The sequence below is a fragment of the Streptomyces mangrovi genome (assembly GCF_900114215.1).
Lineage (GTDB): Bacteria > Actinomycetota > Actinomycetes > Streptomycetales > Streptomycetaceae > Streptomyces > Streptomyces barkulensis.
In genome coordinates this window covers 38796-64579 of record NZ_FOSG01000024.1, presented here as the reverse complement: position 1 = coordinate 64579, position 25784 = coordinate 38796, and the positions used below count along the sequence as shown (strand labels likewise).

Sequence of the window (25784 nt, the reverse complement as noted above, 5' to 3'; positions counted from 1 at the left end):
GCCGTCCAGCGGTCCACTAACCAGTTCGGCGCAGCGCCGGTCGGAGCGCGGGCTGGATGGTCGTGGTCGGCGCCGCAGATTCGGCGGCGCAGTAGTTGCGGTGACAGACAGCTGCACTTGGACGGTGATAGGCGACCGTGAATCCCATATCCACCGGTCACCGGTCGGCTTCACTCTCCCGCCTCGGTCCGACTGCCTCCAGTGAGGCGAGACCAGCTGTTTCCTTCGGTTGTGGAAGGCGGTGATCGCAGTGGTGCTGCTTACGGTTGCATCCAGGTCGCGAACGCGTCGACGAGGCCGGTGTAGAACCGCTCACCGGGGACGGATCCTGGGTTCTTACTGGCGTCGTAGAAGGCGACGTTGGTGAAGGTGGCCGATGCGGAGGCGTTGAGGTTCTTGTAGAAGGCGAGCTTGCCCCGGCCAAAGCCGACGAACAGCCAGAAAACACCAAGGGTGGCGGTGTTTTGCAGCAGTGAGCGGACTTCGGCTTTGTCCCATGGTTCGTCACCGACTTGGACGACGATGAAGGCGGGGTCTGCGGCGCCGGATTCCTGGTAGTGGCTGACTGCGCGACGCATGGCGTCGGCGACGTTGCCCCAGCCCCAGTCGACCTGGGTGTGCAGTTGGCCGATGCGGCCGCGGTAGTTGTCCAGCCGGATCTCTTCCAGGAACGGTTCGCGCCCGCTGGAGAAGATGACGGGGACGGTTCCGTCGTCGTCGAGGTTGGCGGACAGGGCCAGGACCCGTTCGGCGAAGGCCTGCACGGCGAAGGACTCGTACAGCTCTTCCATCTCCCAGTCGTGGTCCAGGATGAGGTAGACCGCTGCCCGTCGGCCGACGATGCCACGGTCGGCGAGCGCCTGGCTTGCCTGGCGCGCGGGTGCCAGTAGGGCGGGCGCCTGCTGTTCGACCTTCGACAGGCTCACCGGGTCCGCGCCGGGTGCCGTGGTGTGCCGAGATTGGGTGGGCAGGGGCGGAGAGGGCGTGGCCGCCTGGTCGGGTTCGATATCGACGCCGTAGTCGGTGGCCAGACCGGCCAGGCCGGAGGCGTAGCCCTGTCCCACGGCGCGGACCTTCCATCCCTGTCCGCGCCGGTAGAGCTCTGCCAGGACCACGACGGTCTCGCCGGAGGTGAAGTCCGGAGCGGTGAAGGCGAGTGCGGTCGCTCCGGGCTGGGTGATGGTCAGCCGTGGCGCGCGGGTGAAGACGGCGCCGGGCTGCAGCGGGTCGGCACTGACCACGATGACGATGCTGTGCACGTCGGCGGGCACACGGGACAGGTCCGCGGTGATGGTCATACCGGCCACGGACACGCCGTCTTGGACCGGGTGGTTATAGAAGACCAGATCGCTGTCCCTGCGAACCTTCCCCTGCGGGCCGAGCAGCAGTGCGGACACATCCGCGGACAGCCCCTCCGCCACCGCCGACAGAGCCACAGGAGCCGTGAGAACCGTCGTGTTCTCGCCCTTGCACAGCAACATCGTCTGCATCCCAGCCCCCTTATTGATCGTTGCGGACGTCACCGTAGTCGTCACGCACTGCACTCGCTGCCGTTTCGGGCAGAGTCGCTCGCAGGGAGCACCAGTTCAGTCCCGGTACGGTGTGCCGTCTCGCCGCTCTCGCCCCCGGTGCCCGGTTCTTCCCAAGCCGCCGCCGTGATGGTGCCTGCCGCCCCGGCGGTGATGGTCAGCGTTTGCCCCGGCTGCGCACCGCCAGGACCGCCAGACCGAGCAGGATCGGCTCGACCAGGTGGGAGGCCATCTCGGTATAGGTGCCCGTCGTGGTCAGGTCCTGGCCGGAAGAGGGGCGTGTCGTCCGGACGCACGATGACCTGGATATTCATGCCGTGCCGCTTGTGCTTCATTGAGTAGTACGGCTCGTCCGCCTTGATGCGGTCGGTGGGGATCAGGGTGCCCTCGCCCAAACCGACCAGGGCCTCGTGCAGCCCCGGTGCCCAGGCGGCCAGGACCTCGAAAGTCTTGTCCACGTACCGCCACGCCGTCGCCTCGGACACCCCGAAATCCGCCCCAACCCGCGCCAGCGTCTCGTTCTTGCGTAGGTACGCGAGGGCCAGCAGGGCCTGCTGGTAGCAGCCAAGTCATCGCCACGGGGAGCGCAGTTCACGCCTTCGGGTGTAGACCAGCCACGAGATGTGCTCGACCAACTCGTGCGGAACATCGAGCATGGCAGGATACGGAACCAACGGGGCCCCTCCGGTCGCTGGTGTGCTGAGTGGAATCACCACGCCAACGACGAGGGGCCTTGCCTCGTCACCACACTCCCGCTGACCAGATCGTTTCGCCCTCGCGTCCCAGGGTGAAAGAAGTTCAGTGCCGCGTCTGCTTCAAAGGCTGACACGGGCCCAGATGATTTTTCCGGCACCGCTGCCAAGGATGCGGTATCCCCACCCATCACTGAGTTCTTCGATGAGGTAGAGGCCGCGCCCGTTCTCCTGCAGGTGGTCTGGAGTGCAGGGGAGGGGGGTTTGGGGGCTGGGGTCGTTGACAGCGCAGACCACGATGCGCTGGAAGGCCGTGAGCGCGAGCCATGCCTGCTGGTCTCTGTGACAGGGAAGGGCGTGTTTGATGGCGTTGGTGGCCAATTCGCTGGCGATGACTGTGATGTCGTCTGCTTTTGAGGTGAGCCCCCATGTCCGCAGGGTCTGGCGGGTGAAGCAGCGGGTGGCTCGTAGCGTTTCGGGGGTGGTGAAGCGGTGGGCCGCGAAGAGGGGGACGCCTAGGCCCATGGGCAGTCCCCAGTCGAGGGGCTTGGAGTGCCAGGTGGTGTCCGCGGCCAAGGTCAACTCCTGGATTTTAGGTTTGTTCGCGGCGGGTTTGGCATGGGTCTGGAAGGGGCTGCAGGAGCACCCTTTCGGGTGAGGGCGTAGGCGCGGGCTCGGGGGCTACCATTCCCACACCCTCCCGCTCATGCAATTGCATGTGGGATTTCACGGGTGGGCGAAGATATGTTCGCATCGCGTCTGTCTTTTTCGGCGCGAGTGGGAGAGGCTCGACTCGGAGGAGTAAAGAAGGCATGGTGCAATACAGCAACGGTGTCCCTGCCAGCAGTATCACCGACGTGGTGTGGCTCAAGAGCAGCGCAAGTAATGCGACCGGCAACTGTGTTGAGCTCGCCGCACTCCCCGGTGGCGAGGTGGCTCTGCGGAACTCCCGGCATCCGGCCGGCCCGGCGCTGGTGTTCACTCGGGAGGAGATCGCGGCGTTCGTGACCGGTGCGAAGGGGAGTGAGTTCGACCGGCTGGCTTGATCGTGGCGGGGCCGGGGGGTGTCCTGATTCTGCGGACATGCAGGCTCTGCTTAGGGAGAATGACATGGATTGTCGTATCTCCTTGGAGTCTGTATGTCCGTAAGTGGAATGGGAGTTGAGCCAGCCGCCCGCGAGGTCGTTCCCCTGGCCCGCCGCGAGCTTGATCTGGACTCCCGTCCGGAGGCGGCGGGTCGTCTCCTGGGTGAGGAGCTTCGTCGTCTTCGCAAGGAGCGCGGCTTCGGGCTGAAGGATGTCGCGCCGGTCATCCGGGGGTCTGTTTCGAAGGTCAGCCGTCTGGAGCGGGGGGAGAGTCCGCCCAAGCGCAGGGACATTGAGGATCTCGCGCGGTTCTACGGGGTGACGCCGCAGAAGTGGCGGGAGCTTGATGCCTTGCTGGATCAGTCCCAGAGCAGTGCCTGGTGGGATCAGTATGCCGATGTGACGACAAGTTGGCTGCGGCGACTGATCGGCCTGGAAGCCATCGCCGATGTCATCACAACCTACGAGACCCATGTGGTGCCAGGGTTGTTGCAGACGCCGTCTTATACCCGTGCTGTGGTCACGAGTGGTCTGCCGAGTGCGCATGATGAGGAGGTCGAGCGGCGGTGTGAGGTGCGTGAGCGCCGTCAGCAGGTACTGCGGGATGCTCAACGGCCCAAAATTCACGCCTTCTTGGACGAGGGGGTGCTGCACAGGGCGAAGGGGGGTCCCGAGGTGATGATCGAACAGCTGCAGCATCTGAGGCAGTTGGACGAGATGCCGGGGATCACTGTGCGGATCCTGACGTTCGATGCGCCGATCGTCCCGGACTACCCGATCACCCACATGCACTTCCGTGACGGCGGACCGGCCGAGCTGGTGTACGTCGAGCACATCGACAGTGCCCATTACGTGACCAAGCCTGCTGCTGTGGACCGCTACCGGCTCTTGCTGAACGAGGTGCGGCGCCAGTGCTCGAGCCGAGAGGAGAGCATTCGCCATCTTGAGAAGTGGATCTGCCGCTATGAGGAGAAGCTTCGGGGTGAACAGGGCTAGGTCCTGCTCACTCTGCCGAGGCCGCCCCACTCGACCCAGTCGTCCGCGCGCTGCCGGTGCGCGATTTTTCCGTCGTTGCGCCAGTAGGTGACATCGGTCAGGCCCGGTTCCTCAATGATCAAGCCCTCGAAGTAGGCGGCGACCTCGTGCTGCTCGCGGACTCGGCCCCACTTGTCGCCGGTGACCTGCTGCATGAGCCGGGTGACGCCTTCGCGGACATCGGCGCGGTCGCTGACCAGTTGGCAGATCACCATGAGGCTGCCGTCGGGGAGTCGGTCGGCGACCTGGCGCACCAGTGTGGTGGCGTCGTCGTCGTCCATGCAGTGGAGCACCGAGACGAACAAGGCTGCCACCGGTTCGTCCAGGTTGATCAGGCGGCGGACCTCGGGGCGGTCGAAGATCTTGTCGGTGTCGCGCATGTCCGCGTTGACGACCGCGGTCTGGGCGTTTTCCTCTAAGACGGTACGGCCGTGGGCCAGGACGATGGGGTCGTTGTCGATGTAGACGACGCGGGCGTCCGGGGTGATGCGTTGGACTATCTCGTGGACGTTGTCCTGGGTGGGGAGCCCGGAGCCGTGGTCGATGAACTGCCGGATCCCGTACTCCTGGGCCAGGACCTTTACGACTCGCCGCAGGAAGTCGCGGTTGTTCAGTGCCAGCGCTTTGGTGCTCGGGGCGATTTTGAGGAGCTCGTGGCATGCTCGGCGGTCGGAGGCGTAGTTCTCGACTCCGCCCAGCAGCCAGTCGTACATGCGTGCCACGCTGGGCCTGGTGACGTCGATGGCATAGGAGTGGAGTTTCTCTCCGTGGTTCATCAGCCCCCCTGCGGCCCCGTGTGGGAACCCGTCGGTTCTGGGGAGTCCCCATCCTAAAGAGCCCGCTCGCGGTGAACCATACCGCCTTCGGGGGATACGGCTGGGTCATGTTTCCTATTTCTTAGCGGAGAGAAACTCTGCGCCCGCGCACCGCCTACGGCAGGCCGCGCCGCCTGGGTGCGCCGTCTGCGGTGGGGCCGGGCGGCTGGGTGCCGAGCAGCCGGCCGGACGCGGCGAGGCGGGCTCGCAGGGCGGAGATGTCGATGCCCATCAGTTCTGCTGTCTCTGCCAGCGGCAGTCCCAGGCCGTGGTGGAGAACCACTGCGTCCGCATGTCCAGGGGGCAGGAAGTGGAAGACGGTTGCCGCGGTCGGCGGTGGGGAGCGTCGCTCCACTGCCTGACGCAGGACGGGCCAGGCGATGGCTGCCGGGTTGGGGCTGCGCAGGACCTCGCCCCAGATGGCGGCGAGATCGCTGAAGGCTTCCTCGACGGCCAGGGCCGCGGCGGCCGGGTCGCTGGTGCGTGTTTGGGCGTAGCGCAGATAGCGGGCGCGGTGGAACTGGGTGAAGGCTTCGTATTCCAGGCTCATGGTCACCGCCGGTGAAGGGGGGTGAGGGGCGGGGGCGGCGGACGGCGGTGAGGCGAGGGGCATGGTCGCTTCCTGGTTCCGGGCTGCCGCAAGAGGGGGCCGGGGGCTGGGTTTACGGTTCAGCCGGTCCGGGCCCGTCGCCGGTCTTGCCGGTGGCGGCGGGGCGGGGCAGGCCGCCGGCGGGGAAGATGTCGTGGCAGGCCAGGAAGGCGTAGTGCACGGCTTCCCACAGGGGCCTGATGCTGGAGGGGTCGGCGGTCATGCCGGTGGTAAGGCGGGCTGTGGTGGGCCAGTCGGGTACGTGCTCTCCGTTCAGGGTCGCCTTGACGAGGCTGGCGGGCAGGGAGGTCTTCTTCGCCAGCGCCGAGATCCCTGGTCTGCCTGCGGCGAGGTGGAGGCCTCGCAGCGCGGCGTGCAGGCGCTGGGCGGCGCTGTCCTGGTCCTGCCGGGACGGATACCGGAGCCCCTGGGCGTCTTCCCACAGGATCCGCGTCTCCTCCGGGTTGCCTTCGAAGATCTTCGTCAGCATGTACGTAACCGGCCAGGCGGGGATTCGTTCTCCGGCCAGGATCCGTGACACATACGACGGTGACAGGTCGGCTTGCCGTGCGGCGTCCCCGACTGTCACCGAAGAGGCGCGCTGCAGATGTGACAAGGCGGCACCGAGCCGTACTGACGGTGAGACGGCCGTCGCGGAAGGCGCGTGCGGTGGTTTCGCCGAGGAGGTCTTCGGCTGGCGGCCGGTGCGGGGGGTCCAGCCTGGTCGGCGTTCCTTGGCTCTGCGGGCGAACAGACGCTTGAGCTGTGGCTCACTGAACCGTGCCCGCAGGGTCTCCGCTCCGGTCCCGAATGCCGCAGCGATCTCTTCCCAGGTGTGCCCGCTCTCCCGCGCGTCACGGATCGCGGCAGCCCGGTAGTAGGTGACTTCCCGCTCCAGCTGGTCTGCGTACTCCAGCACTTTCTTCAGGTTCGTCCCCCGCAGCTCGGCCTCGACCAGCTCGACGGCCAGGGCGTGCACGTCCACGGCGACGTCCCGCCCCCACGGCCGCGGCGGCATCGGCGGCATCCGCCGTTCCCGGTCGCGTTTGCGCTGGGCGCGCCTCCGGCAGGACGTGTCGCAGTACGCTTTGCGTCGCCCGGGGCCGCTGCGCTGCTGGAACTTGCGGTCGCAGAACGCGCAACGGCCCAGGCGGGAAGCGCTGGACCCCATGATCTTTTCTCCCTCCCGGGTGGCAAGAAACGCACACGCTCCGAGCGGAGAAACTCCACGGGCTTATGCGGCGCCTCGCCGTACCACAACGGCCTCAGCGGGTGCCCGCGCACCGCACTCTGGCACAGTGCGCGGGCGCCCGTCCTACCAGGTCAGCGGACTCGAATGCGCAGGTAGCGCACCGTTGAGCGGGCCGCGAACCCGGCCATGACCGCCATGGCCGCCACTCCCCCGGGCTCCGGGTAGGCGCCTGCGACCAGCATCGAGGCAACGCTGGCGACCGAGACGGCAAGGCTCATGCACACCTTGACATCCCAGACACAGACAGCCCTGGACTGTGGAGCCGGAAACACGGGAATGGTAATTTCGCGAGAGCCCGGAGGAAGGCCCATACCTTCCGCCCGGTATACGGGGTCAAGCACTGCTGCTCCTTGTTGCTTGGATCCGGTAGGCCCGGGGGTGCGGCAACACTCCCGGGCCAGAACTACATGCGCCGGCAACCCTGGTGACTCCTGGGGCTGCGGCGCACGAGTGATGTTACCCATCTCTTTTACCGACTGTACGTCGTTTCCCCCCATGCAAAGAATTTTGTCACGCAAACATCCATCTGCCTCTATCCGCTGTTGACGCGAATTGCTTGGAATTCGATCAGACGGTTTCCGAGGCTGTCAAAATCGGTCACCGAAGGGAAGGGGAATGAACGCGGAGCGGCAATGAGGCGGTCGCATTACGACATGGGGCCGCGAAGGAGCAGCTCACGTCTCTTCTTTCCTGGGAGCCCGTGCGCCCGCCCCCGAGGTCACTCGAACGGATGACAAGAGACCATAAGCGGAAGGGTGCGTTCCGCTCGCATGCACGTGCAGATGCAAAAACTTCCGCTCCGGATCGCTGGAAGCGAGCTCTGCCGGGCCCATGACGGCGACTGGAGGAGATTTCCTGGTCAACGAACACCAGCCGAACATCGCTCCCACCTGCCCACCGGGACACCGGCCCACCCGCCACACCGTGCGGCCAGGAACCAAAATGCAAAGGCAGCAGACAACACCGGCCGCTGCCCGCGACTGCGGCATCCCGACGCCCGGGCCCCGCAGCTCACCGAACGGGCTTCTTCCCGCACAGCGCCGCCCTGCCTGCCTGCGCCGCGAAGCGGTGTCGACGCCCGCGGCCGGGCCGCCGGCACGGCGCCTGCGACGTCTTCTGACAGTGATTATGTGACTGGTGGTTCTGCTGATGAGCCTGACTCGCCTTCTGACTGACGTCGCTGACTGTCCTGTCTGGGATTTGTCGGCTCGTCGGCGGGACCGCCATGCACGCGGCCGGACGGGCGGCTGTGACCTCATAGGAGCTTGGTCCAGAAGCCCCGTCACTGTCTTGTCCACCCGCCCGACCGGCGCGTGCCGCCCTCGGCTCGGACAAGCGGCAAGGACGGACATGACCAGCATGACGCACGACGGCCCGGAGATCACCGGCGGAGTCGACACCCACGGCCTGACCCACCACGCGGCCGTGATCGACCCGGTCGGCCGGCACCTGGCCGACCGGGAGTTCCCCGCGACCATCCGCGGTTACCGGGATCTGCTGGACTGGATGCGCTCGCACGGCACACTCGCGGCGGTGGGCGTGGAAGGCACCGGCGCCTACGGTGCCGAACTCGCCCGGGTCCTGACCGCCGCCGGGGTCACGGTCGTCGATGTCGACCGGCCGGATCGCAAGACGCGGCGGACGAAGGGCAGGTCCGACCCGATCGATGCCCACGCCGCCGCGACGGCGGTCGCCTCGGGGCGGGCCACCGGGATCCCGAAGAGCCGGGACGGCGTGGTCGAGGCGATACGGGTGCTGCGGGTCGCCCGCCGCAGCGCGGTCAAGGCCCGCACCCAGGCGATGAACCAGATCCGCAACCTGCTGGTCTGTGCCCCGGCCATGCTGCGTGAGCAGGTCGCGGGCCTGGACCGGGCCGCACTCATACGCTCCCTGGCCCGCCTGCGGCCCGGCGACGACCTCTCCCGGCCGCTGGCGGCCACCCGGGCGTCGCTGCGGCGTCTGGCCCGCCGCCACCAGGCCATGGAGCGGAGATCACCGAGCTGGACGCCGAGATCGGCCCGCTGGTCGAGCAGGCCGCCCCGCAACTGCTGGAACTGTTCGGGGTCGGGCCCGAGACCGCCGGGCAACTGCTGGCCTCGGCCGGGGACAACCCCGAGCGCATGCGCTCGGAGGGTGCGTTCGCGCACCTGGCCGGAGTCGCGCCGATCCCGGCGTCCTCCGGCCGCACCCACCGCCACCGCCTCAACCGGGGCGGTGACCGGGCCGCGAACAACGCCCTGCACACCATCGTCCTGGTCCGCATGCGCTACGACGAACGCACCCGTGTCTACGTCGAACGCCGCACCACCGAAGGGCTGTCGAAGAAGGACATCATGCGCTGCCTCAAGCGATTCGTCGCCCGCGAGGTCTACCGCGTCCTGACCAGCACACCAACCGAACGAATCACTCAAACCGACCTCGCTCCCGCGGCTTGACATCCATAGGAGCATCCCGGCGCACTGGGCGACGCCTCGGCCGCGCTATGGGCGGCCCGGTCGAGGCGCGCAGCATGTCGAGGTGGCGCAGAGGCGCGGACAGGCCGAGTACCTGCCGCCAGACGCTCATGCCTGAACCGGTGGCGGGCTCCGGGAAAAGCCCGCTCGCGGCAGTCCTCACGACCGCTGCCGACCGCTGCTTGGGAGACCGGCATCCCAGCGCGCCCCGCGGATGCCCGGGCGAGCCGGTCGGCGGCGTAGTCGAGCCAGAGTTGTCCGGTCACCCGGCCCCGGGCGGCCAGTCGGTGTCCGGCGTCTTCGGCCCACTGCCGCACCGGCGCTTCGTCGAGAAGATCCCGGTGGCCGAGGAGGTCGAGTCCGGTGAAGGCTTGGGCCAGCCCCGATTCGCTGGGCAAGGTCAGGGGGTGGTCTGCCATTGGTGGAGGAAGTGCGGGTCAGAGGGGGCGGATTGGTTCAGCGGTTGGCCGTCGGTGGTGAGCTGGTCGCGAGTGATGTGTCGGGGGGTGGCCTGGCTGGCGCCGCTGGTCAGGTGGGGGCAGTACTCGAGGGCTGAGGTGAGGCAGTCGTGATGGAGTGCGGCTTGGATTACGTCGCCGTCGGGGGTGACCAGGACCCAGGCCTGCTCGGGCAGGGGTAGGCCGCATACCTGGCAAAGCCATCGGTTGTGGGCGTCCGAGAGTCGTTGGGCGTCCAGGGCTTTCCAGTAGACATGGCCGCGGGAGCGGGGTGTGATCCAGGGGATGGGGAGGCCGTGGTGGCGGGGACGGGGCAGCCCGGGCTCGGTGGGCTCGGCTTGGCCGCTGACTGTCAGTGCCTGCCACAGCGGCGTCTCGATACCGAGAGCGGCGCACCAGGGGGTGGCACAGGCGACGCGGCCGGTGGTCGGCTGGTAGTAGCGGGGACGGGCGCAGTCTGGGCAGGGCAGGGCGGGCGCGGTCATACCAACCGTCCTTCCTAAACAGGCCGCGCAGAGGCCGACGGCAGTGCCGTCAGCCTGAGCACGGCAAGAACTGCGATCCGCTCCGCCTGCCGGGTTACCTCGAAGACACGCTCGTTCTCCCGAAGCCGCCTGGTCGGTGGGCTGTGTTCCCCGGGACTCGACGGCGGTGGCGGCAAACGGGTCCGCGGCTGCAAGGCTGCGCCACGAAGGCTGTCACCTGCTGGTTCTTATGCGTGGGGTGTGGCGGTTCAGGCGGGGTGGGCTTCTTCCCAGGCCTGGAGGATGGTGGCGGGGATGCGTCCGCGGTCGGGGAGGTCGTAGCCGTTGGCACGGGCCCAGGCGCGTACCGCTTGGGAGTCGATGCGCCGCCCGGTGCTGGGGGACGGTGCCGGTGCGGGGGCGGTCTGGGTGGGGGCCGGGGTGAAGAAGACTCCGCCGTCGAGGAGATCGTCGGGGAAGACGGGGACCTGGACTTGCCGGCTGAGGACGGCGGTGAGGAAGTCGGTGAGGGAGCCGTCGTAGGTGTACCAGTCGTGGCCGCGGGGCTGGTTGACGGTGATGCGCCAGGTATCGGGGGCGGTGTGGGGTGTGGTGATCCAGAACAGGTGGTTGCCGTTGTCGGTCACTCCTATGGCGAACAGCGCCTGGGGGTCGTGGGGGACGGGGAACCTGTCCTGGTCGCGGTCCTGGGTGAGTTGGTCGCGCAGGGTGGCGGGCATGGGGCCGGTGAGGCTGGCCCATGGGGTGGGGGCGTGGGGGTGGTAGATGCGGAGGAAGTCGCAGAATGCGCCGGGTCCGTAGGTGGAGGCCAGGTGTTTGTAGTCGTCGGGCAGGCGCAGGCCGAGGGTGGTCTCGACGGTCGGCCAGTCCACGGCCGGGACGTCGGCGGGCGGGGGGCAGAGCTGGGTCAGGTTGTCGAGGCCGGTCATGGCTGGAGTCCTTGGCGGTGTCGCTGCTGCTGTGCGTGGGCGGGGTTTTCCAGGCTGGTGTCCACGATCGTTTTTCCTTTTTGATCGTAGGCTTCGAGCTGGATGTACTTCGGTACGGAGTCTTTCTGGTCGTCGCTGTACTCGAGGTAGACGTTGTAGGTGACGATCTTTCCGTCTTTTTTGACCGCGTCGTAGATCGCTTGTTCGAGGTCCCGCATTTCGGGGCTGTTGGTGGGGTTCTGGGTGATGGTGAAGAGATTGTCCAGGGTGTCGCCGGAGCCGCCGAGCATGTTGGCCAGGATGTGCCCTCGTGCCTGGTTGTAGTCGCCGCCGAGGAAGCCGGGAGGTCTGAGTGACTGCCTGGCGTCTGTGCCTTCGTCGAGCATGTCCCGGGTGACGGTGGCGTTCATCTCGTACGGGCGCCCGTGCTGGTCGCGGGTGAAGGTGACGCGTCCGCCCCAGGTCGGGTCCGCTTCGCAGCCGGCCAGACCGAGGGGGTCGGCCAGGGTGAAGGGGTTGGGGACGTAGGCGTAGTGGTTGATGGCGGGGGCGAGGCCGAGGGGGTCGGGGGTGATGTAGCGGCCGAGGGCGGGGTCGTAGTAGCGGTTGAGGTTGTAGTGGAGGCCGGTTTCGGGGTCGTAGTACTGGCCGGGGTAGCGCAGCGGGGTGTAGGCGGTGGCGTCGCGGTTCCACTGGGTGGCACCCCAGGTGGTGCTGCGTGTTCGCCAGGCGATGTCGCCGTCGGGGTCGATGAGTTCGCTGGGGCTGCCGTCGAGGTGGGCGACGATCGCGAAGAAGCGCCGGTCGATCTCGTGCTGGTCGGTGTCGGTTTTCGTCTCGCGTTGGGCCAGTGGGTGCAGGCCGGTGTAGTCCCAAGTGAGGGTGGTGGGGCCGGTGGTCTGTTCGGCCAGTTGGGCGCCGTCCCAGCAGTAGGTGGTGGTCTCCAGGAGCCGGCCGTCGGGGTCCAGGTGGTGTTTGGCGGTGCGGCGGCCCAGGGCGTCGTAGCGGTAGTGCCAGTGGGTGCCGCCCGGGGTTTGGAGGTGGGTGAGGCGGTCTTCGGCGTCCCAGTGGAAGTGCCAGGTGAGGGTCTTGCCGGACAGAGTGGTGGTCTGGCGGCGGATGAGGCGGCCGGCGGGGTCGTAGTGGTAGTGGGTGCGGCCGGCGCGGGTGATGCGGGTGCCCTGCTGGGTGCGGGGGCCGGCGGTGTCCTGGCCGGGGGCCTGGGCGGGCAGGGTGGTGTGGGTTTGGTCGCCGGCTGCGTTGTAGGCGTAGGTTTCCCGCCAGCCGCGTGCCTGGACGGCGGTGATGCGGCCGGAGGGGTCGAGGGTGAGGGTACGGGGGCCGGCGAGGGTGTCGTCGATGCCGGTGGGGGTGCCGTCGGCCCGGTAGGTGAAGGTGCGGGTCAGGATGTCGGTGCCGGGTGTGGTCAGGGACTGGCCGGTGAGGCGGCCGAGGGTGTCCCAGGTGTGGTGGAGGGTCAGGCGCCCGTCGAGGTCTCGGGCGGTCTCGCGGCCGAGGGCGTCGCGGTCGAAGTGGAAGGTGTGTTCGCCTGTCTCGTAGGCGGTCAGGCCTTGGGGGGTGTAGGTGAGGGTGCTGGTGGCGCCGGAGGGGGTGCGGCGGTGGGTGCGGCGGCCGAGCGCGTCGTAGGCGTGGGCGAGGGTGCGGTCGTTGACCGTCTCGGCGGTGATGCGGCCGGCGGCGTCCCGTTCTAGTTCGATGGTGGCGTGGGGGTTGGTGATGCGGGTGAGGTGGCCGGTTTCGTCGTGGGTGAAGGTGGAGACCGGTCCGTCGCTGTGGCGTAGTTCGGTGACGCGGCCGAGGGTGTCGCGTTCGAAGGTCAGGGTCTGGCCGGCGGCGTTGGTGCGGGATATGAGGCGGCCGGCCGGGTCGTGTTCGTAGGTGATGGTGCGGCCGTCGAAGTCGGTCTCGCGGGTCAGGCGGCCGGCCGCGTCGTAGGTGTAGTGCCAGGTCAGGCCTTGGGCGTTGGTGACGCGGGTCAGGCGTAGTTCGGTGTCGTGGGCGAAGCGGTATTCGCCGTCGGTGGTGCGGGTGGCGGTGGGCTGGTCGAAGTGGGTGTGGGTGTGGGTGCTGGTGCGGCCCATGCGGTCGGTGTGGCGCAGCAGGTTGCCTTCGCCGTCCCAGGTCCATTCCTCCCGGGTGCCGTCGGGTAGCTCCCGCCAGGCCGGTTTTCCCTCCACGGTCCACGCCTGGCGGACGGTGTGGCCCAGGGCGTCGGTGGCCACGGTGACGCGGCCGAAGGCGTCCCGTACGCAGGTGGCGGTTGCGCCGCCGGGGGCGGTGACCGCCTCGGGGAGGCCGACCGGGTTGGGGGTGATCCGTGTGGTCTGGCCCAGGGCGTCGCGGATGGCGGTCAGGTGGCCGTGGGCGTTGACCTCGTACTCGGTTCTCGCGCCGGCCGGGTCGGTCGTGGATGCCAGGTTGCCGCGGTCGTCGTAGGTGTAGCGCGTCCGCCGGCCGCCGCGTTCGGTGATCTCGACGGGGAGGTGCAGGTGGTTGTAGGCGGCGGTGGTGCGTGCCCCGTCGGGCGCGGTCATCGCGGTGAGGTTGCCGTGCTCATCGCGTTCGAAGCGGGTGGTGTGGCCCAGGGGGTCGGTGACGGCCAGGAGCCGGTCGTAGGGGTCGAAGTCAAAATGTGTGGTGTGGCCCAGGGGGTCGGTTTCGGTGACGACCTGGTGGGCCTGGTTGATGCGGAAGGCGGTGGTGGCGCCGGTGGAGTCGGTGAAGTGGGTGGTGCGGTGGCCGTCCGCCCCGGCGGGCTGGTAGGCGAAGGTGGACGACAGGAAGCCGGCCGGGCCGGTCGTGCGGCTGACCCGTCCTTCGGTGTCGTAGACGTAGTGGTAGGTGGAGTCGTTGCGGTCGGTCCAGGACGTGATCCGCCCGTCCGGGTCGTAGGTGAAGCGCAGCGGCCGGCCGGAGGAGTTCGTCACGGTCTCCAGGCGGCCGGCTTCGTCGTACCCGAAGGCCGTGATGCGGGTGGGGCCGTTTGGGGTGTGGAGGCTGATGTCTGCGATGCGGTCCAGGTCCGCGTCCCGCGACAGGGTCACGCGGTAGCCGCCGTCGTGGGTCACCGCGGTGGGCAGGCCGCCCTCGCTCCGCGCAATGTGGACGCTGTTGCCGTTGCGGTCCTCGATCTCGTTCAGCCAGTACAGGCTGCCCTGGTGAGGGCTGCCGGTGAAGTAGCGGGTGATCCCGGAGCGGATATCGGTGACCGCGTAGGTCACCTCGCCCAGGACGCTGCGTTCGGCGAAGGCCAGGGGCAGCCGGTCGCCTTCCAGGGGCCAGACCGCCTCGCTTCCCTCGCCGGGGAGGGCCGGATAGGCGAGGATCGATCCGTCCTCGCGCGCCCACAGGGTGCCGCGGTCGGTCACCTCCAGGCGCTCGTCCAGGGTGGAGGCCCAAGTGGGGCCGAACCAGTGTCCCCAGCGGTAGCTGGAGAGGTGGGTGCGGCGCAGCACCAGCGGCAGCACCCCCGGCAGGGCCAGGTCGGTGTGGGCCAGGACCATCTCGCCGCTGGCCACGTCGACCGGGTCGGTCTTGCAGCGGCGCTTGGACAGCGGGATCGCCTTCTCCCGGGGCTGCTCCGAGGCATCCCGCAGGGAACGGGGCCGCTCCCCGCCGCGGCGGGAGCCGGGACTACCGGGCCGGTCAGCCCCGCCGGGGCCTTTCCCGCCTTGGCCGCCGCGGCCGTCTCCGCCGTCGACCTTGATCTTGTCGAAGGAGTCCTTGGTGCGGCGGTCGTTGTCCTTGTGGGAGCCGGCGATACCGCGCACGCCCTTGGGCAGGGCGCCGCCCATGTGGTCGCCGAGCTGTTTGGTGGCCTTCTCCAGGGAGGCCATCATCTTGTCGGCGACGGTGTCGATGGCCTGGGCGACGTCGTCCTTGCCGCGTGTGCGGTTGTGGCTGCTCTTGGCTTTGGTCAGCTTGCCGGTGGTGCGGCCGTTGATCGAGGTGCTGACGCTGTTGAGCTTGGTCGCGGCCCGGTCGTGCTCGTCCTCGTCGATGTCCAGGGTGCCCAGCATCCCGCCCAGGCTCGGCAGGCCGCCCGCTGCGGGGCCGTCGGCGGAGGCCAGGTGCAGGGACTCCTTGCCGGACTGCACGCCGTCGGCGAAGCCTTCCCGGCCGGCCGCGCCGACCTGTGCGATGTCGACGCCGTCCTGGGTGCCCAGGCCGTTGGAGGCGAGCTGGACGACCAGTTCGGCGGCCATGTTCTCCAGCGCGGCCGCCGCGGGCTCGGTCATGGCGGTGACGATCTGCTCCACCGCCAGGTCCATCATCTCCTTGATCGCCCGCTTGACCGCGATCCGGCAGGCCTGGATCGCGCCCGCGCCGATCAGCGTGGACAGCCCCGCGGTGAACGGGGCGGCGGCCAGGGAGATACCCGCCGAGGCCGCGCACGCGGTCAGCTCCCCGACTGCCACCCACTTGCGGCCCTCGATGATGTCGGCCGCCGCGTCCATGGCATCGGCGAAGATCCGGGCCGCGTCACCCAGATCCTTCAGATGCTTGTCCTTGACCTTGCCCCAGTAGCCGTTCAGCGCGCCCAGCGCCTCACTCTGGCCCGACGAGATCAGCCGCTGCATGCTCTGGTGCGCGGCGTGGGAGTCCTCGTCCACGTCGTCGGCGAAGTCCCGCAGGTCCTTGGCCATGTCGCGGTAGGCGTCCTCGTCGACGTTGGGCCAGCCCACCCCGATCAGATCCAAAATGGTGTCCACACCGTCCGGCAGCACCACCGCCATGACCCGGCCCCCTCGTCGCCGCCCGCCCCACGCAAGTCGGCCAACTACTCTTCCACAGGCGCTGATTGGACACCGAACGGTTACCGGGCAAGCCCCCCCCGCCACGGCCCCCAGCAGAAGATGATCATGCCAGGTTCCGCGTCCCTCCCCCACCACAGACAGCCGCCAGCCCGCCACAGGCTGAGGGTGGCCCGGTCAGCACCCCAATTCGGCTTCACGGCCTGATCTCAGTCAGCCTGTGGCTTCACCCCTTGGTGTGACGGACCGAGCATCGCCTATGCCCTGTGATGGGCACGTCCGAGGCCTGCGCACAGGCAGTTTGGTTCCACGTTATTGGTGTACTTCGCTTCGAACGTGGAGGGCCCGTGAGCGGATCAGGCGAGGATGCGGCGACAGTTCCCTCTCAAGACACGGTGGGCAGGCTGCGGAGCAGGGCCGCAGACTTGTTCGTCGAGGTGCAGCGGGCCGACAGCAAAGCAACAGCGTTGTGTGGCCTGGCTGGAGGGTTGTTGGCTGTCGATGTCGCGGCACTGTCGACGCTGGACGACGCCGTGTGGCCGGTAAGGGCCGCGTTGACGCTGGTGTGCGGGTTGCTGGGCACGGCTCTCATCGCCGCCTTGTTGGCGATCCGCCCGGTGCTTCCGCGCGGCAGGGCGCTCACCGGGATGGACGGCCCGTCTCCTCACGAGAACTCCGAGACCCTCATGGCCGTTCTTGCCGCCATGGGTCGTGAGGAGCAGCTGCGTGCGGACGCGTTTCAGGTGGCGCGGCTGGCCGCGCTCGCCCACCGGAAGTTCCGGGCCATCAGGGTGGCCGTAGACCTCACAGTATCCGCCCTCGGTATGGCCGGAATCGGATTGTTGATCACCTACATCACCTCTTGAGACCATCCCGCATGTGACGGGTGCCACACCTCGGGGGGTCCATGTATCAGCCGCATGCCACCGTGATCGGCCCACGCCTGTGGTCCAAGCTGCGTGACCTCGCTCCCGTGCGGGTCCGCCCGGCCCGCAGCATCCTCCTGCGGCAAGGTGACCCCGGGACCCACGTCATCGTGCTGGAATCCGGATCAGCCCTGGTGACGCTGGTCGGAGAGAACGGAGAGCGGACCCTCCTAGCCGTGCGGGGAGCCGGCGAGCTACTGGGCGAGTTGGCCGTTTTGGACGCGCAGCCGCGGACCGCGTCCGTCATCGCGGCCGAGACCTGTCACGTGCGTATCGTCCCCGCTGCCGATTTCCTCGCCTTCGTCGAGCAGCACGATCTCCTGGCCCCGCTGCTGCGCCATGCCATCACCCGCGTCCGCGAAGCGGAAACCGTGCGGCTGGAACTCGCCACCGCCCCGGTCCCCGCCCGCCTGGCCTCGGCACTAAGCCGTCTGGCCCGGTCCGCCTCCGCAGCGGCGTCGGAGATCTCGGTGCGCCTCACGCAGGCAGAACTCGCACAGATGATCGGCGCGTCCCGCAACGCGGTCGGAACGGCGATCAAGGCGTGGCGCGAGCACGGCTGGCTGGACACGGAAGCCGGCGGTGGCCTGCTCATCAAGGACATCGCCTCCATCCAGGCCCACGCGCACACACAGACGTGACGGAGAGCACCGGATAGGTGCCCAGTACTGGGCACCGTCTTCGCCCGGGTCCGGCCAGCATGGTGCGCCGACCGCGACCGATGTGATTGAAAGGCCGGCGATTCCATGACCTCCTCTGCCCTGCCCGATCCTGTCGACGTGCCGCCGGAGCATGCGTTCCTGGTCGTCGATATGAAGGGCTACAGCCAGATCCCCGAAGCGGAGATGGCTCCGGTGCGCTCCGATCTGGACAGTGTCCTGACCACTGTGTTCGCCCAGAGCGGGCTGACCCCTGTCAGGCCTGAGGAAGACCACTACAAGGAGACCGGCGACGGCGCCATCTTCGTGCTGCCGGCCCGGGATGCGGCACGGCTGATCGATCTACTCAGCCACCTGAACGACGCGCTCGTCCGTCGCCACAAGGCGCGGTTGGCCGATTCGCCGCCGATCCGGCTGCGGGCCAGCGTGCATACCGGCCCGCTGGTGATGCCGGGCTACCGAGGCGATGCGATCAACGATGCGTGCCGATTCGTCGACAGCCAGGCCGTGCGCCAGGCCATGACTGCCGCCCTGGAACACGGCTCCTTCCTGGCGGCCGTGATCTCGGAGATCGCCTTCCGCCGCACCGTGCGCGCGGGACGTACCCTGACGCTCGACGAGCGCCAGTTCCTGGTCTCCACCGCCCGCGTGCAGGGAAAGCCGGACTTCGAAGAGCCCTGCAGGGTGTTCGTCCCCCGGGTGCCGCCGGCACTGGTCAGCCCTTACATCACCGAGGAAAGCGATGTCCCGCCCCCGCATCTGCGGGATCCTGCGGCGCAGGCACCGGCCGGGAGCCGGAAAACCGGCGAACGTTCAGCCCCGGTGAGGCAGAAGGCCAGGGCCAGCGGCCATGCGCAAGTGGTGCAGGTCGGCGGAGACCAGATCACTTACCGCCCGGAGCAGCCGTGACGACGTACGAAGACGCCGGGACGCCTCCGGTGCAGCAGCGAGTTGAGGCATCGGGGCACGCCAGGGTGACCCAGGTCGGCGGTGACTACAACCGTCACGAGTACGTGCGCGGCTGGGAGCACCTGCACGGCGTCAGCGTAGGCAAGCGCGAAATGGATCTCGTGCAACATGCTTTCGTTGATGCATCGGTCGATGGCCGACCGGGCCGGGTGGCTGAGGCTGTGGGCGCGCTACGCCGGTTCGACCAGCGACGCAGTGTGCTGGTCCTTCTCGGTGAGGCGGGCACAGGGCGCCGGACAGCTGCGCTGCGAGCACTTCATGGGATGGGGGTTCCTCGCGAGCGCATCCGCTGGCTGGTACCGGACTGGGAGCAGCCACGCATCGAACAAATCCCCGCCACCAGGAAGCACGGCTTCATCCTCGACCTGACGGACCACGGGTCGCTGCCCGAAAGCTTCTACTCGGGGCTGTCCGGCTACCAGAAGGAAGCCGGGGAGAAGGAAGCCGTTCTGATCATCCTGGCGACGCCGGGTGCCTGGGATCCTGGACATCTGGCCTCTGTGCCCCATGTACGCCTGGTCCGGCCAGCAGCGACGGAAGTCGCCAGGGCCCACCTGCAGTGCCTGGCCCCCGACAGAGTGGACTGGCTGTCAGGCACTCCCCTTGAGGAACTACTCGCGGCGGCGACGCACGCCTCCGACGCGGCTCGTCTGGCCCGGCTCGTCGCCGAATCCGAAAGCGACGACAGGGACACGGTCAAGGAGGAGTTCACCGGCTGGAAAAGGTACCTGCAGGGCTGGTTCGAGAAGCACTCCAGCGCGGAGGACCTGCGCGAGCGGGCGCTCTTGGTGGCCGCCGCTTTGCTGGAGGATGTGCCGGCCGATGTCGTGATGGAAGCGGCCGATCAGTTCTTCAAAGAGGTCGGGGGCGTCCTGCCTCCTGGCGGCGCACTGGCCGGCCGGGATTTGTGCCAGCGACTGGACACCATCGAGGCCTCACAGATCGGCGAGAACATCTCGTTGGAAGCCAAGAGGCACGGGTTGCCCGGGGCTGTCTTGATGCATGTGTGGCAGCAGCGGCCGCAGCTGCGGCAGGCACTACTGGAATGGGCCTCGAAGATCAGCGCTCCGAACGGAGTCGCCGAGCGCCATCTGCGGCGCATCGCGGAATCTCTTGTCCGCCTGTCTCTGCTCCCCGGCGGCGCGACGGTGCGGTCCGTGGTGAGCGACTGGATCGACAAGGGGCACACCCGGCACCGGCGGCTGGCTGTGGAGATCCTGGAGAGCATGGCGCTCCATCCGGCTACGGGGGCTGGTGTCCGCAAGCAGCTGTACGACTGGGCTCACCAGAAGAACACCAGCGAGGCATTGGCTGCGGCGGTGGCCGAGATCTGCGCCGGCAGGCTGGGCCGGGAGTACCCGCGGGTGGCATTGACCCGGCTGCGTCTATTGGCCTCGCGGTCCGACGGCAAAGCGCGCGAAGCGGTAGCAAGCGCGGCGCGTACCCTTGTCGGCCGTCCCGAGCAGCGAGTTCTGGTGCTGTCGGAAATCATCGACTGGTCGAGTTCCGCCGACGGCAGCGTGCGCCAAGCCGGAGCGAGCATCTTCCTGGCACTGACCGATATCACCGATCAGGATCTCCTCCCATCGCTTATGGCTGGGGAGACCCCGGACGACTCGGCCAGCACGCTGGCCAGGCAGCTCCTCGTCCGCGGCTGGCGTGCGGCGCTCTTGGAGCCCGCTGTGGCCGAAGCGGCCCTCACCAGCCTGGCAGCCTGGCTGGACTCCTCCGAGCTGCCGGATGACACGGTCCTGCCTGTGGTGGCAGCGGTGATCCGCGGACACCTCGGCCAGCAGGGGGTCGCCAGGCTGCTGGTGGGTTCCTCGAACAGCACCGAACTGGGGCGGGCCCGACGCCACAAGCTGGTCGACCAGTTGATCTACACGCAAGCAGCGCCTCCCACCGAGCTCGGTACCGGGCGCGAGCCCACCGGTGAAGAGACCCGTTCGGCAGCGTGAGCATCCTGCCCTGGCGCCGAACCGCCCGGCCGGCACTGCCCATCTCCGATAGCGAAACGGCGCATCCGCTCGTCATGAGCGGCGAGCGGATGCCCAGCCGCATCCCCAGTGTGTTCTTCACCGTACGCATCGACGGCGCGTGGCGTCCAAAGCAGGACGAAATGCCCGGTCATCATGACTCTGCCGCCCTCGCCCGTCACCATCTGCGCCACGGCGCCGACCGCGTCCTGAGCTCGTACTCCGTTCTCGACCTCGCCGCAGCTCAGGACGCGGCCAACACCGCCATGGCTCGATGGCACAGCCCCGCAGCCGGGCTGGAGGTCATCGGCTCGGTGCAACTGGCCGTCTCGGCCCGAGATCGCGAACTGGCCGAGGAGCACACACGCCGACACCAGAACATCGACCTCGAGCACGAGGCGGAGATGCGCCGCCTAGCCCACCTGCAGCGCGTGCTCGCCGATCCGAGCCTGCGCCGGGTGTGGTGGATCAACCAATTCCCCGACCGTTTCGATCAGCTGTCGGACCTGGTTAAGGAGCTGGGTGATCTCCCTGCCCCGTGCGAGCGCGAGGACGACGGCACCCGCGGCGACATCAGACGCTTCATCGACCAGCTCGTCACCGCCACGGACACCCCCGAGCAGCGGGACCTCTTCCTCCAAGCCCTCATCCACGCCCTCCACGTGCTCGGCCACCACGACTTGAAGACCACGGCCGCCCAATGGCAAACCCAACACAAGCCCGGGAGTACACCGGCATGAACCCGCACACCGCACGATGGCTTCTGACCCCCCTGCGGCAGCTACGGACCCACCGGCTCATGGCCCAGCACGGGCCGACCCTGCCGTACGAGACCGCATGGGCCTTGATCACCCTGCGCCGCGCCCCCGACGAAGCCGGCTTCGTGCGCGCCTGGGCCGGCGAGAACCCCGGCGAGGAACCCGGAGTCCACTACGACCGGTGGCACGAGCTCAGCCAGGCAGAACAACGCCGCCGCCGCCAGTGGCTACACCGCCACGGCCACTCCCCCGTCCAGCTCCTCCGTCTGGATGCCGACCTCATCAAAGCCGCCGGCCTCCATGTCCTCGACTGGGGGCCGCCCTCCAGCCTATGAGCAGCACAGCTCAACGATGGCTTGCCTCTCCAGGTTGTGCAGTGGCTGGTGCATGTGAGGCGGCAGGCGCACCGCCTGCCTGCCCGGCGGGATGGTGGTGGATCCAGGACAGCCCGCCCAGGTCCAAGGCGTAGCGGGCGCGGGTGACGGCGACGTAGGCCAGGCGGGCCTCGGCGTCGTCGATCGCCCCGGGCAGGGGCTGGCCGTGGTCGTCGGTCTCCTCCTGGTCGGGGGGCGGGGTGAAGTCGTCGGCGATCCGCACCGCGGCCCACTGACGGCCCTTGGCCTTGTGGGTGGTGGAGACGATCACCTCCGCGTGCCGCTCGTCGATCAGGCAGTCGGCGGCATGGAGGATGGTGTCGGCGCCGTGTTCGCCGACCAGGTCCACCAGCGGCTGCAGGTCCCGGCCAGCCGGGTCGTGTTCGGCGTAGTCGATCAGGTCGCCCCAGGTGGTGAACAGCACCAGTTCCGGATGGGAGGTGCGGCGGCCGGACTGCAGGTCGAGGGCGGCGTGGGCCAGGGCGCGCAGGGCCTGCCCGCCGCCCGCGAGGGCCACCGCGTAGCCGTCGTCGAGGTGTTTCATGATCTCCACCATGGCGCCGACGTTGGTCCGGCACAGCACTGCTTCCGGCTCGGGTACTTCGCCGACCTCGCTGGGAATCTCTTCAGTACCGGTCAGCCGGATCGGCGTCTCCGCAATCTGCAGCCACCGGTTGGCCTCCGCAGCGATCGCGGGGCCGAAGCGGAAGGAGCGGGACAGGGTCAGCGGGGTGCCGTCGAAGCCGGTCATCACATCCTTGGCGCCGCGCCATCCGTAGATGGCCTGGGCGGAGTCGCCGACCATCACCAGCTGGGCGTGGCCGCGCTGGTTGAGGAAGACCTCCTCCAGGACCGGGTTGGTGTCCTGGGCCTCGTCCAGCAGCAGGAAGTCCGCCTGAATCCGGGGTTGGGACAGGGCCCACATCTTCAGGTAGTGGTCGTGGTCGAAGCGGACCACCCCCTGGTCGGGGTGCTGCAGATCCGCCCAGGCCTTGCCCGCGTACGGCAGCACCAGGTCGGCGAACTCCGCGTGCATCTCATCCGAATCGATGCCGCGCAGCCGCGGCACATGGCCGGCCTCCAGCACCGGGGAGGCGGAGTGGCAGAACCGCTCCACCGTCCGCAGCACCGCCGCCGACAACGCCTTCGGCGACAGGTCCCGGCCGCCGAGGGTGATGCTGTGGCGGATGCCCAGCTCCATCCCGGTGCGCCAGCTCGGGACCCGGGGGGCGTTCAACCGGGCCTGGTAGCGGTGGCCGATCGCGGCGTAGGCCAGCGCGTGCGCGGTCTTGCAGACCACCGTGCGGGGGAAGGCTTGAGCGGCGGCCTGGGCGATGGCCCGGTTGAACGCCAGGTACCGGCCCCGCCGCTTCGTGGCGTGGGCCAGCAGTGCCAGCGTGGTGGTCTTCCCGGTGCCGGCGCCGGCCTGGATCACCAGGTGCTCCCCGGCGGCGAACGCCTCGGCCGCGGCGGCCTGCTCTGCGGTGGGCTCCACCGTCGTCATCTCCATCTCCTTCACGATTGGGCAAGCTCAGCAGGGGGTGGCCGGTGCAGCGGCCGGATGGGCACGGCCGGCGGGGCCGTCCGGTGTGCCGGCCCGGACCGCCGCGCCCGGGGATGCGGCCGGCGGAGCGGGGGCTGCGGGCGGCGGGCCGGGCAGGTTCGCTGCGGTCAGCCACCGGCCCCGGCCCGGATCGGCGCCGGGGACCAGCCACACCGGCACCCCCGCGGCCACCGCGCGGCGGGCGATGTCCGCGCTCACTCCCGGGCCGGGGGCGAAGGCCTCGTGGAAGACGACCACCAGCCGCGGGCCCTCGTCGCGCAGGATCCGCTGATGGCGCACCGCCAGGGTCTCCCGCGGCAACCGCATCAGCCCACGGCTCGCCTGGAGGCGGGGGTGGCAGCGGTGCCGCCACGCCGGCAGGCCCCGCTCCTGGCACCAGCGGTGCGCGGCCCGCTCCGCCCCGGTCCCCGCGCCCTCGATCACCACCAGGTCCCCGCCGTGCCGGGCGGCCGCCCGGTCCAACACCGCCGCCACCGTCTGCGGCCACGGCCAGCACCGGCTCCCGCACACCCACACCCGCGCCGCGAACCCCATCACCGGCCCGCCTCCCGCCGGCACGGCACAAGCCGGCCAGACCGGCAACGGGTGCCGTCGGCCCGGCCGGAGGGGTATCGGCGGACGGGGCGGAGCTGAAGGGGTTCCTGGCCGCCGTCCGGCAGGCGCGCGCCGGCGTCGCGGGGAGGAGAAAGGGTCATGGGCGGGACCGTGGCAGGCGACACGCCGCGCCACCGGTGTCCGAGCCGCGTACGTCCCGGGAAAGGCTGAACCGACCACCTCAGATGTTCGACGGTTCGGTCATTCGTTCATGGTGCGTCATCAGTTCGGGGATGACCTGCGTCGGCGCTCTGCGGTCGAGGAGGGGTCAGATCGAGGGCTTGGCGGGGGGCGGGTGCCCCTCGCACAGGCTGCCGAGGAGCCGGTCGATCGGGATGTCCAGGGCATGGGCGAGGGCGTGCCAGGTCTTCAGGCTGCCGATGGTGCGGCCCTGCTCGATCTCGATCAGGGTGCGGCGGGCCAGGCCACTGTGCTCGGCGAGCTGGTCGTAGGTCCAGCCGCGCTCCGCCCGCGCCCGCGCCAGCTCCAGGCGGAGCGCGGCCAGGTTCGGGGCGGGCGGAGGGTTCGTCACCCAGCTATCGCACGGTGCAGGACCCTGCCCTGTCAGTGCAGGTCTCTGCCCTATCTGATCACTGACTCGACCCAAGCGCAGGGCAGGGGTCTGCACTAAGGTGCGCGCCGCCGGATGCTGCCGACCGCCACCTCGGCGGTATGGAAGCAACTTCGGCCTGGCCATGAGTCGACTCGCAGGAAGGAATGGCATCCGATGGGGCCCGGCACACCCCCGCGTCCGCCGCAGCGCATCTGGACGGTCACCATCAACCCGCACCCGGACGGACCGGTCCTGCACTGCCTCGTCTGCGGCCTCCTCCCCCGTTCTACAGGCATGCCTCCCCGCCGCGCCGCCGTCGCTCATCTGCGTGACCATGACCGCCGCGCCCCTTTGGCGCCGCACCTGCGCATCTGTCAGTGCCGGGAGGACGGCTGCCGCCAGCACCCCCGGCACCGCGGCTGCGACGGCCCCCTGCTGCTTCTGGTGGCCTGCGACCTGCGCGGCCGCACCTGGCGCCTGGCCGACACCTGCCACGCCTGTGCCGCTGTCACCGCGCACTCTGCCCCGGTACCCGAGTCCCATCAGGTCCCGTCCGCTCGCGGCGCCGCTTCCGCCAAATTCATACCGGAAGGTGACGAGGGCGGGGAGGTCTTCGACGGTTACCTGTGGTGGACCGACGAGGCGCACCTTCCCTTTTGAGGAGGAGGCCGTTCCGCCCCTCGGCCGGCGCCTGCGCGGACGCGGCTTCTATGAAAAGAGCCGCAGGAGGAGGACAAGCGCCAGGAGGGCTGCCAGGGCTACTACGGCGATCTGCCAGGTTCTCCGCCGCGAGGGCAGGACCAGGACGCGGGGTGAGGCAGCCGTGGGGAGGACGTAGTAGACCCGGTGGGGGGTGCTGGGGTACCACGGTGCGGGCCAGCCGCAGGTGTCTGAAGGTGGCCTGCCGCGCGATTTCGCCTTCATGGGGCGTGAGGTGGGGCTGCACAAGGTGCAGAAGTCTGCTCGCCGCGTCGGCGGGAAGAGGGTCTTGGCCGGTGAGGTGCAGCTGGTGCCAGGCGCCGCTCTCGCGCGCCGCGCTCCAGGCCGGGTACGGCACGCCCGTCTCGGGCTGCCTGATTCTCTCGGTGCGGGGCTCCCGGCGGATGATGCCCTCGATCCACGTCACAATCCTGCCGGCGCCTTTGCACCGTTGGTGGGGCACGGTTCCGGCGCGGTCGCAGTCGGGGCAGTCCCGTACGCCTGCGCCGTGGCATGTCGAGCAGGTGGTGCGGCCCCGGCCGTCGCAGGTGCGGCAGGCGGCGTTGTGCGTCCCGCACCGCTCGCAGGTGACGCGCTCGCCCACCACGCCGTGGT

At 69.0% G+C, this 25784-nt stretch carries 20 protein-coding genes and 2 pseudogenes; 10 read left to right on the top strand and 12 right to left on the bottom strand.

The annotated features are described in order from the left end of the window. Positions 1-260 precede the first annotated feature (260 nt). The 3 genes and pseudogenes from BM237_RS25020 to BM237_RS25010 all read right to left on the bottom strand — a co-directional run bounded on the left by BM237_RS25020 (position 261) and on the right by BM237_RS25010 (position 2797). Positions 261-1490 (bottom strand): VWA domain-containing protein, encoded by a 1230-nt coding sequence (locus BM237_RS25020; protein WP_093852001.1) that lies wholly within the window; start codon positions 1488-1490, stop codon positions 261-263. A gap of 287 nt (positions 1491-1777) precedes the next feature. Next, positions 1778-2245 (bottom strand): annotated as a pseudogene (locus BM237_RS25015) (helix-turn-helix domain-containing protein); the annotation flags it as partial. A gap of 99 nt (positions 2246-2344) precedes the next feature. Further along, the gene (locus BM237_RS25010; protein WP_093852000.1) at positions 2345-2797 is read right to left on the bottom strand and encodes an ATP-binding protein; all 453 of its coding nucleotides are present in this window, start codon (positions 2795-2797) and stop codon (positions 2345-2347) included. Positions 2798-3033: 236 nt separating this feature from the next. On the opposite strand from BM237_RS25010, the gene BM237_RS25005 reads away from it, so the two are divergent. After that, on the top strand, positions 3034-3267 hold the full coding sequence (locus tag BM237_RS25005) for a DUF397 domain-containing protein (RefSeq protein WP_093851999.1): 234 nt from the start codon (positions 3034-3036) through the stop codon (positions 3265-3267). Between the two features lie 93 nt (positions 3268-3360). Next, on the top strand, positions 3361-4302 hold the full coding sequence (locus tag BM237_RS25000; protein WP_093851998.1) for a helix-turn-helix domain-containing protein: 942 nt from the start codon (positions 3361-3363) through the stop codon (positions 4300-4302). On the opposite strand, the gene BM237_RS24995 is transcribed toward BM237_RS25000, so the two are convergent. The 4 genes from BM237_RS24995 to BM237_RS29435 form a co-directional block, all read right to left on the bottom strand. Continuing rightward, a complete protein-coding gene (locus BM237_RS24995; RefSeq protein WP_093851997.1) occupies positions 4299-5117 on the bottom strand; it encodes an SAM-dependent methyltransferase in 819 nt (272 codons plus the stop codon). The two genes, BM237_RS25000 and BM237_RS24995, sit on opposite strands and share 4 nt — an antisense overlap. Positions 5118-5271: 154 nt before the next feature. Continuing rightward, positions 5272-5706 (bottom strand): SigE family RNA polymerase sigma factor, encoded by a 435-nt coding sequence (locus tag BM237_RS24990; RefSeq protein ID WP_093851996.1) that lies wholly within the window; start codon positions 5704-5706, stop codon positions 5272-5274. Between the two features lie 112 nt (positions 5707-5818). Next, positions 5819-6916 (bottom strand): helix-turn-helix domain-containing protein, encoded by a 1098-nt coding sequence (locus tag BM237_RS24985; RefSeq protein ID WP_107415256.1) that lies wholly within the window; start codon positions 6914-6916, stop codon positions 5819-5821. A gap of 152 nt (positions 6917-7068) precedes the next feature. Further along, positions 7069-7215, bottom strand: a complete 147-nt coding sequence (locus tag BM237_RS29435; protein ID WP_175541126.1) for a hypothetical protein — start codon at positions 7213-7215, stop codon at positions 7069-7071. A 1141-nt stretch (positions 7216-8356) separates the two neighbouring features. Between BM237_RS29435 and BM237_RS24980 the strand changes: the two are divergent. Continuing rightward, a pseudogene (locus BM237_RS24980) lies at positions 8357-9432 on the top strand (IS110 family RNA-guided transposase). A 1209-nt stretch (positions 9433-10641) separates the two neighbouring features. On the opposite strand, the gene BM237_RS24970 reads toward BM237_RS24980, so the two are convergent. After that, positions 10642-11322 (bottom strand): Lsr2 family DNA-binding protein, encoded by a 681-nt coding sequence (locus tag BM237_RS24970; protein ID WP_093851994.1) that lies wholly within the window; start codon positions 11320-11322, stop codon positions 10642-10644. Continuing rightward, a complete protein-coding gene (locus BM237_RS24965; RefSeq protein ID WP_093851993.1) occupies positions 11319-16079 on the bottom strand; it encodes an RHS repeat-associated core domain-containing protein in 4761 nt (1586 codons plus the stop codon). Before BM237_RS24965 ends, BM237_RS24970 begins: the two co-directional genes overlap by 4 nt. A gap of 443 nt (positions 16080-16522) precedes the next feature. On the opposite strand from BM237_RS24965, the gene BM237_RS24960 reads away from it, so the two are divergent. The 6 genes from BM237_RS24960 to BM237_RS24935 all read left to right on the top strand — a co-directional run bounded on the left by BM237_RS24960 (position 16523) and on the right by BM237_RS24935 (position 21720). Then, entirely contained in the window at positions 16523-16963 is a 441-nt protein-coding gene (locus tag BM237_RS24960) for a Pycsar system effector family protein (protein ID WP_139238172.1), read from the top strand. A 41-nt stretch (positions 16964-17004) separates the two neighbouring features. Next, positions 17005-17664, top strand: a complete 660-nt coding sequence (locus BM237_RS24955) for a Crp/Fnr family transcriptional regulator (RefSeq protein WP_093851991.1) — start codon at positions 17005-17007, stop codon at positions 17662-17664. A gap of 105 nt (positions 17665-17769) precedes the next feature. Then, on the top strand, positions 17770-18591 hold the full coding sequence (locus BM237_RS24950; protein WP_093851990.1) for a hypothetical protein: 822 nt from the start codon (positions 17770-17772) through the stop codon (positions 18589-18591). Continuing rightward, on the top strand, positions 18588-20609 hold the full coding sequence (locus tag BM237_RS24945) for a hypothetical protein (RefSeq protein ID WP_093851989.1): 2022 nt from the start codon (positions 18588-18590) through the stop codon (positions 20607-20609). The genes BM237_RS24950 and BM237_RS24945 overlap by 4 nt, the downstream gene beginning before the upstream one ends. Then, positions 20606-21367, top strand: a complete 762-nt coding sequence (locus BM237_RS24940; RefSeq protein ID WP_093851988.1) for a hypothetical protein — start codon at positions 20606-20608, stop codon at positions 21365-21367. The genes BM237_RS24945 and BM237_RS24940 overlap by 4 nt, the downstream gene beginning before the upstream one ends. Beyond that, positions 21364-21720: a hypothetical protein gene (locus tag BM237_RS24935; RefSeq protein ID WP_093851987.1), complete on the top strand. Its 357-nt coding sequence runs from the start codon at positions 21364-21366 to the stop codon at positions 21718-21720. The genes BM237_RS24940 and BM237_RS24935 overlap by 4 nt, the downstream gene beginning before the upstream one ends. A 10-nt stretch (positions 21721-21730) precedes the next feature. On the opposite strand, the gene BM237_RS24930 is transcribed toward BM237_RS24935, so the two are convergent. The 3 genes from BM237_RS24930 to BM237_RS24920 form a co-directional block, all read right to left on the bottom strand. Then, a complete protein-coding gene (locus BM237_RS24930; protein WP_093852026.1) occupies positions 21731-23254 on the bottom strand; it encodes a UvrD-helicase domain-containing protein in 1524 nt (507 codons plus the stop codon). A gap of 36 nt (positions 23255-23290) precedes the next feature. Further along, positions 23291-23857, bottom strand: a complete 567-nt coding sequence (locus BM237_RS24925) for an SLOG family protein (RefSeq protein WP_093851986.1) — start codon at positions 23855-23857, stop codon at positions 23291-23293. Positions 23858-24185: 328 nt separating this feature from the next. Next, positions 24186-24449 (bottom strand): helix-turn-helix transcriptional regulator, encoded by a 264-nt coding sequence (locus tag BM237_RS24920; RefSeq protein WP_093851985.1) that lies wholly within the window; start codon positions 24447-24449, stop codon positions 24186-24188. Between the two features lie 195 nt (positions 24450-24644). Here BM237_RS24920 and BM237_RS24915 point away from each other — a divergent pair, with 195 nt between their 5' ends. Next, the gene (locus BM237_RS24915) at positions 24645-25130 is read left to right on the top strand and encodes a hypothetical protein (protein WP_093851984.1); all 486 of its coding nucleotides are present in this window, start codon (positions 24645-24647) and stop codon (positions 25128-25130) included. Positions 25131-25784 lie beyond the last annotated feature (654 nt).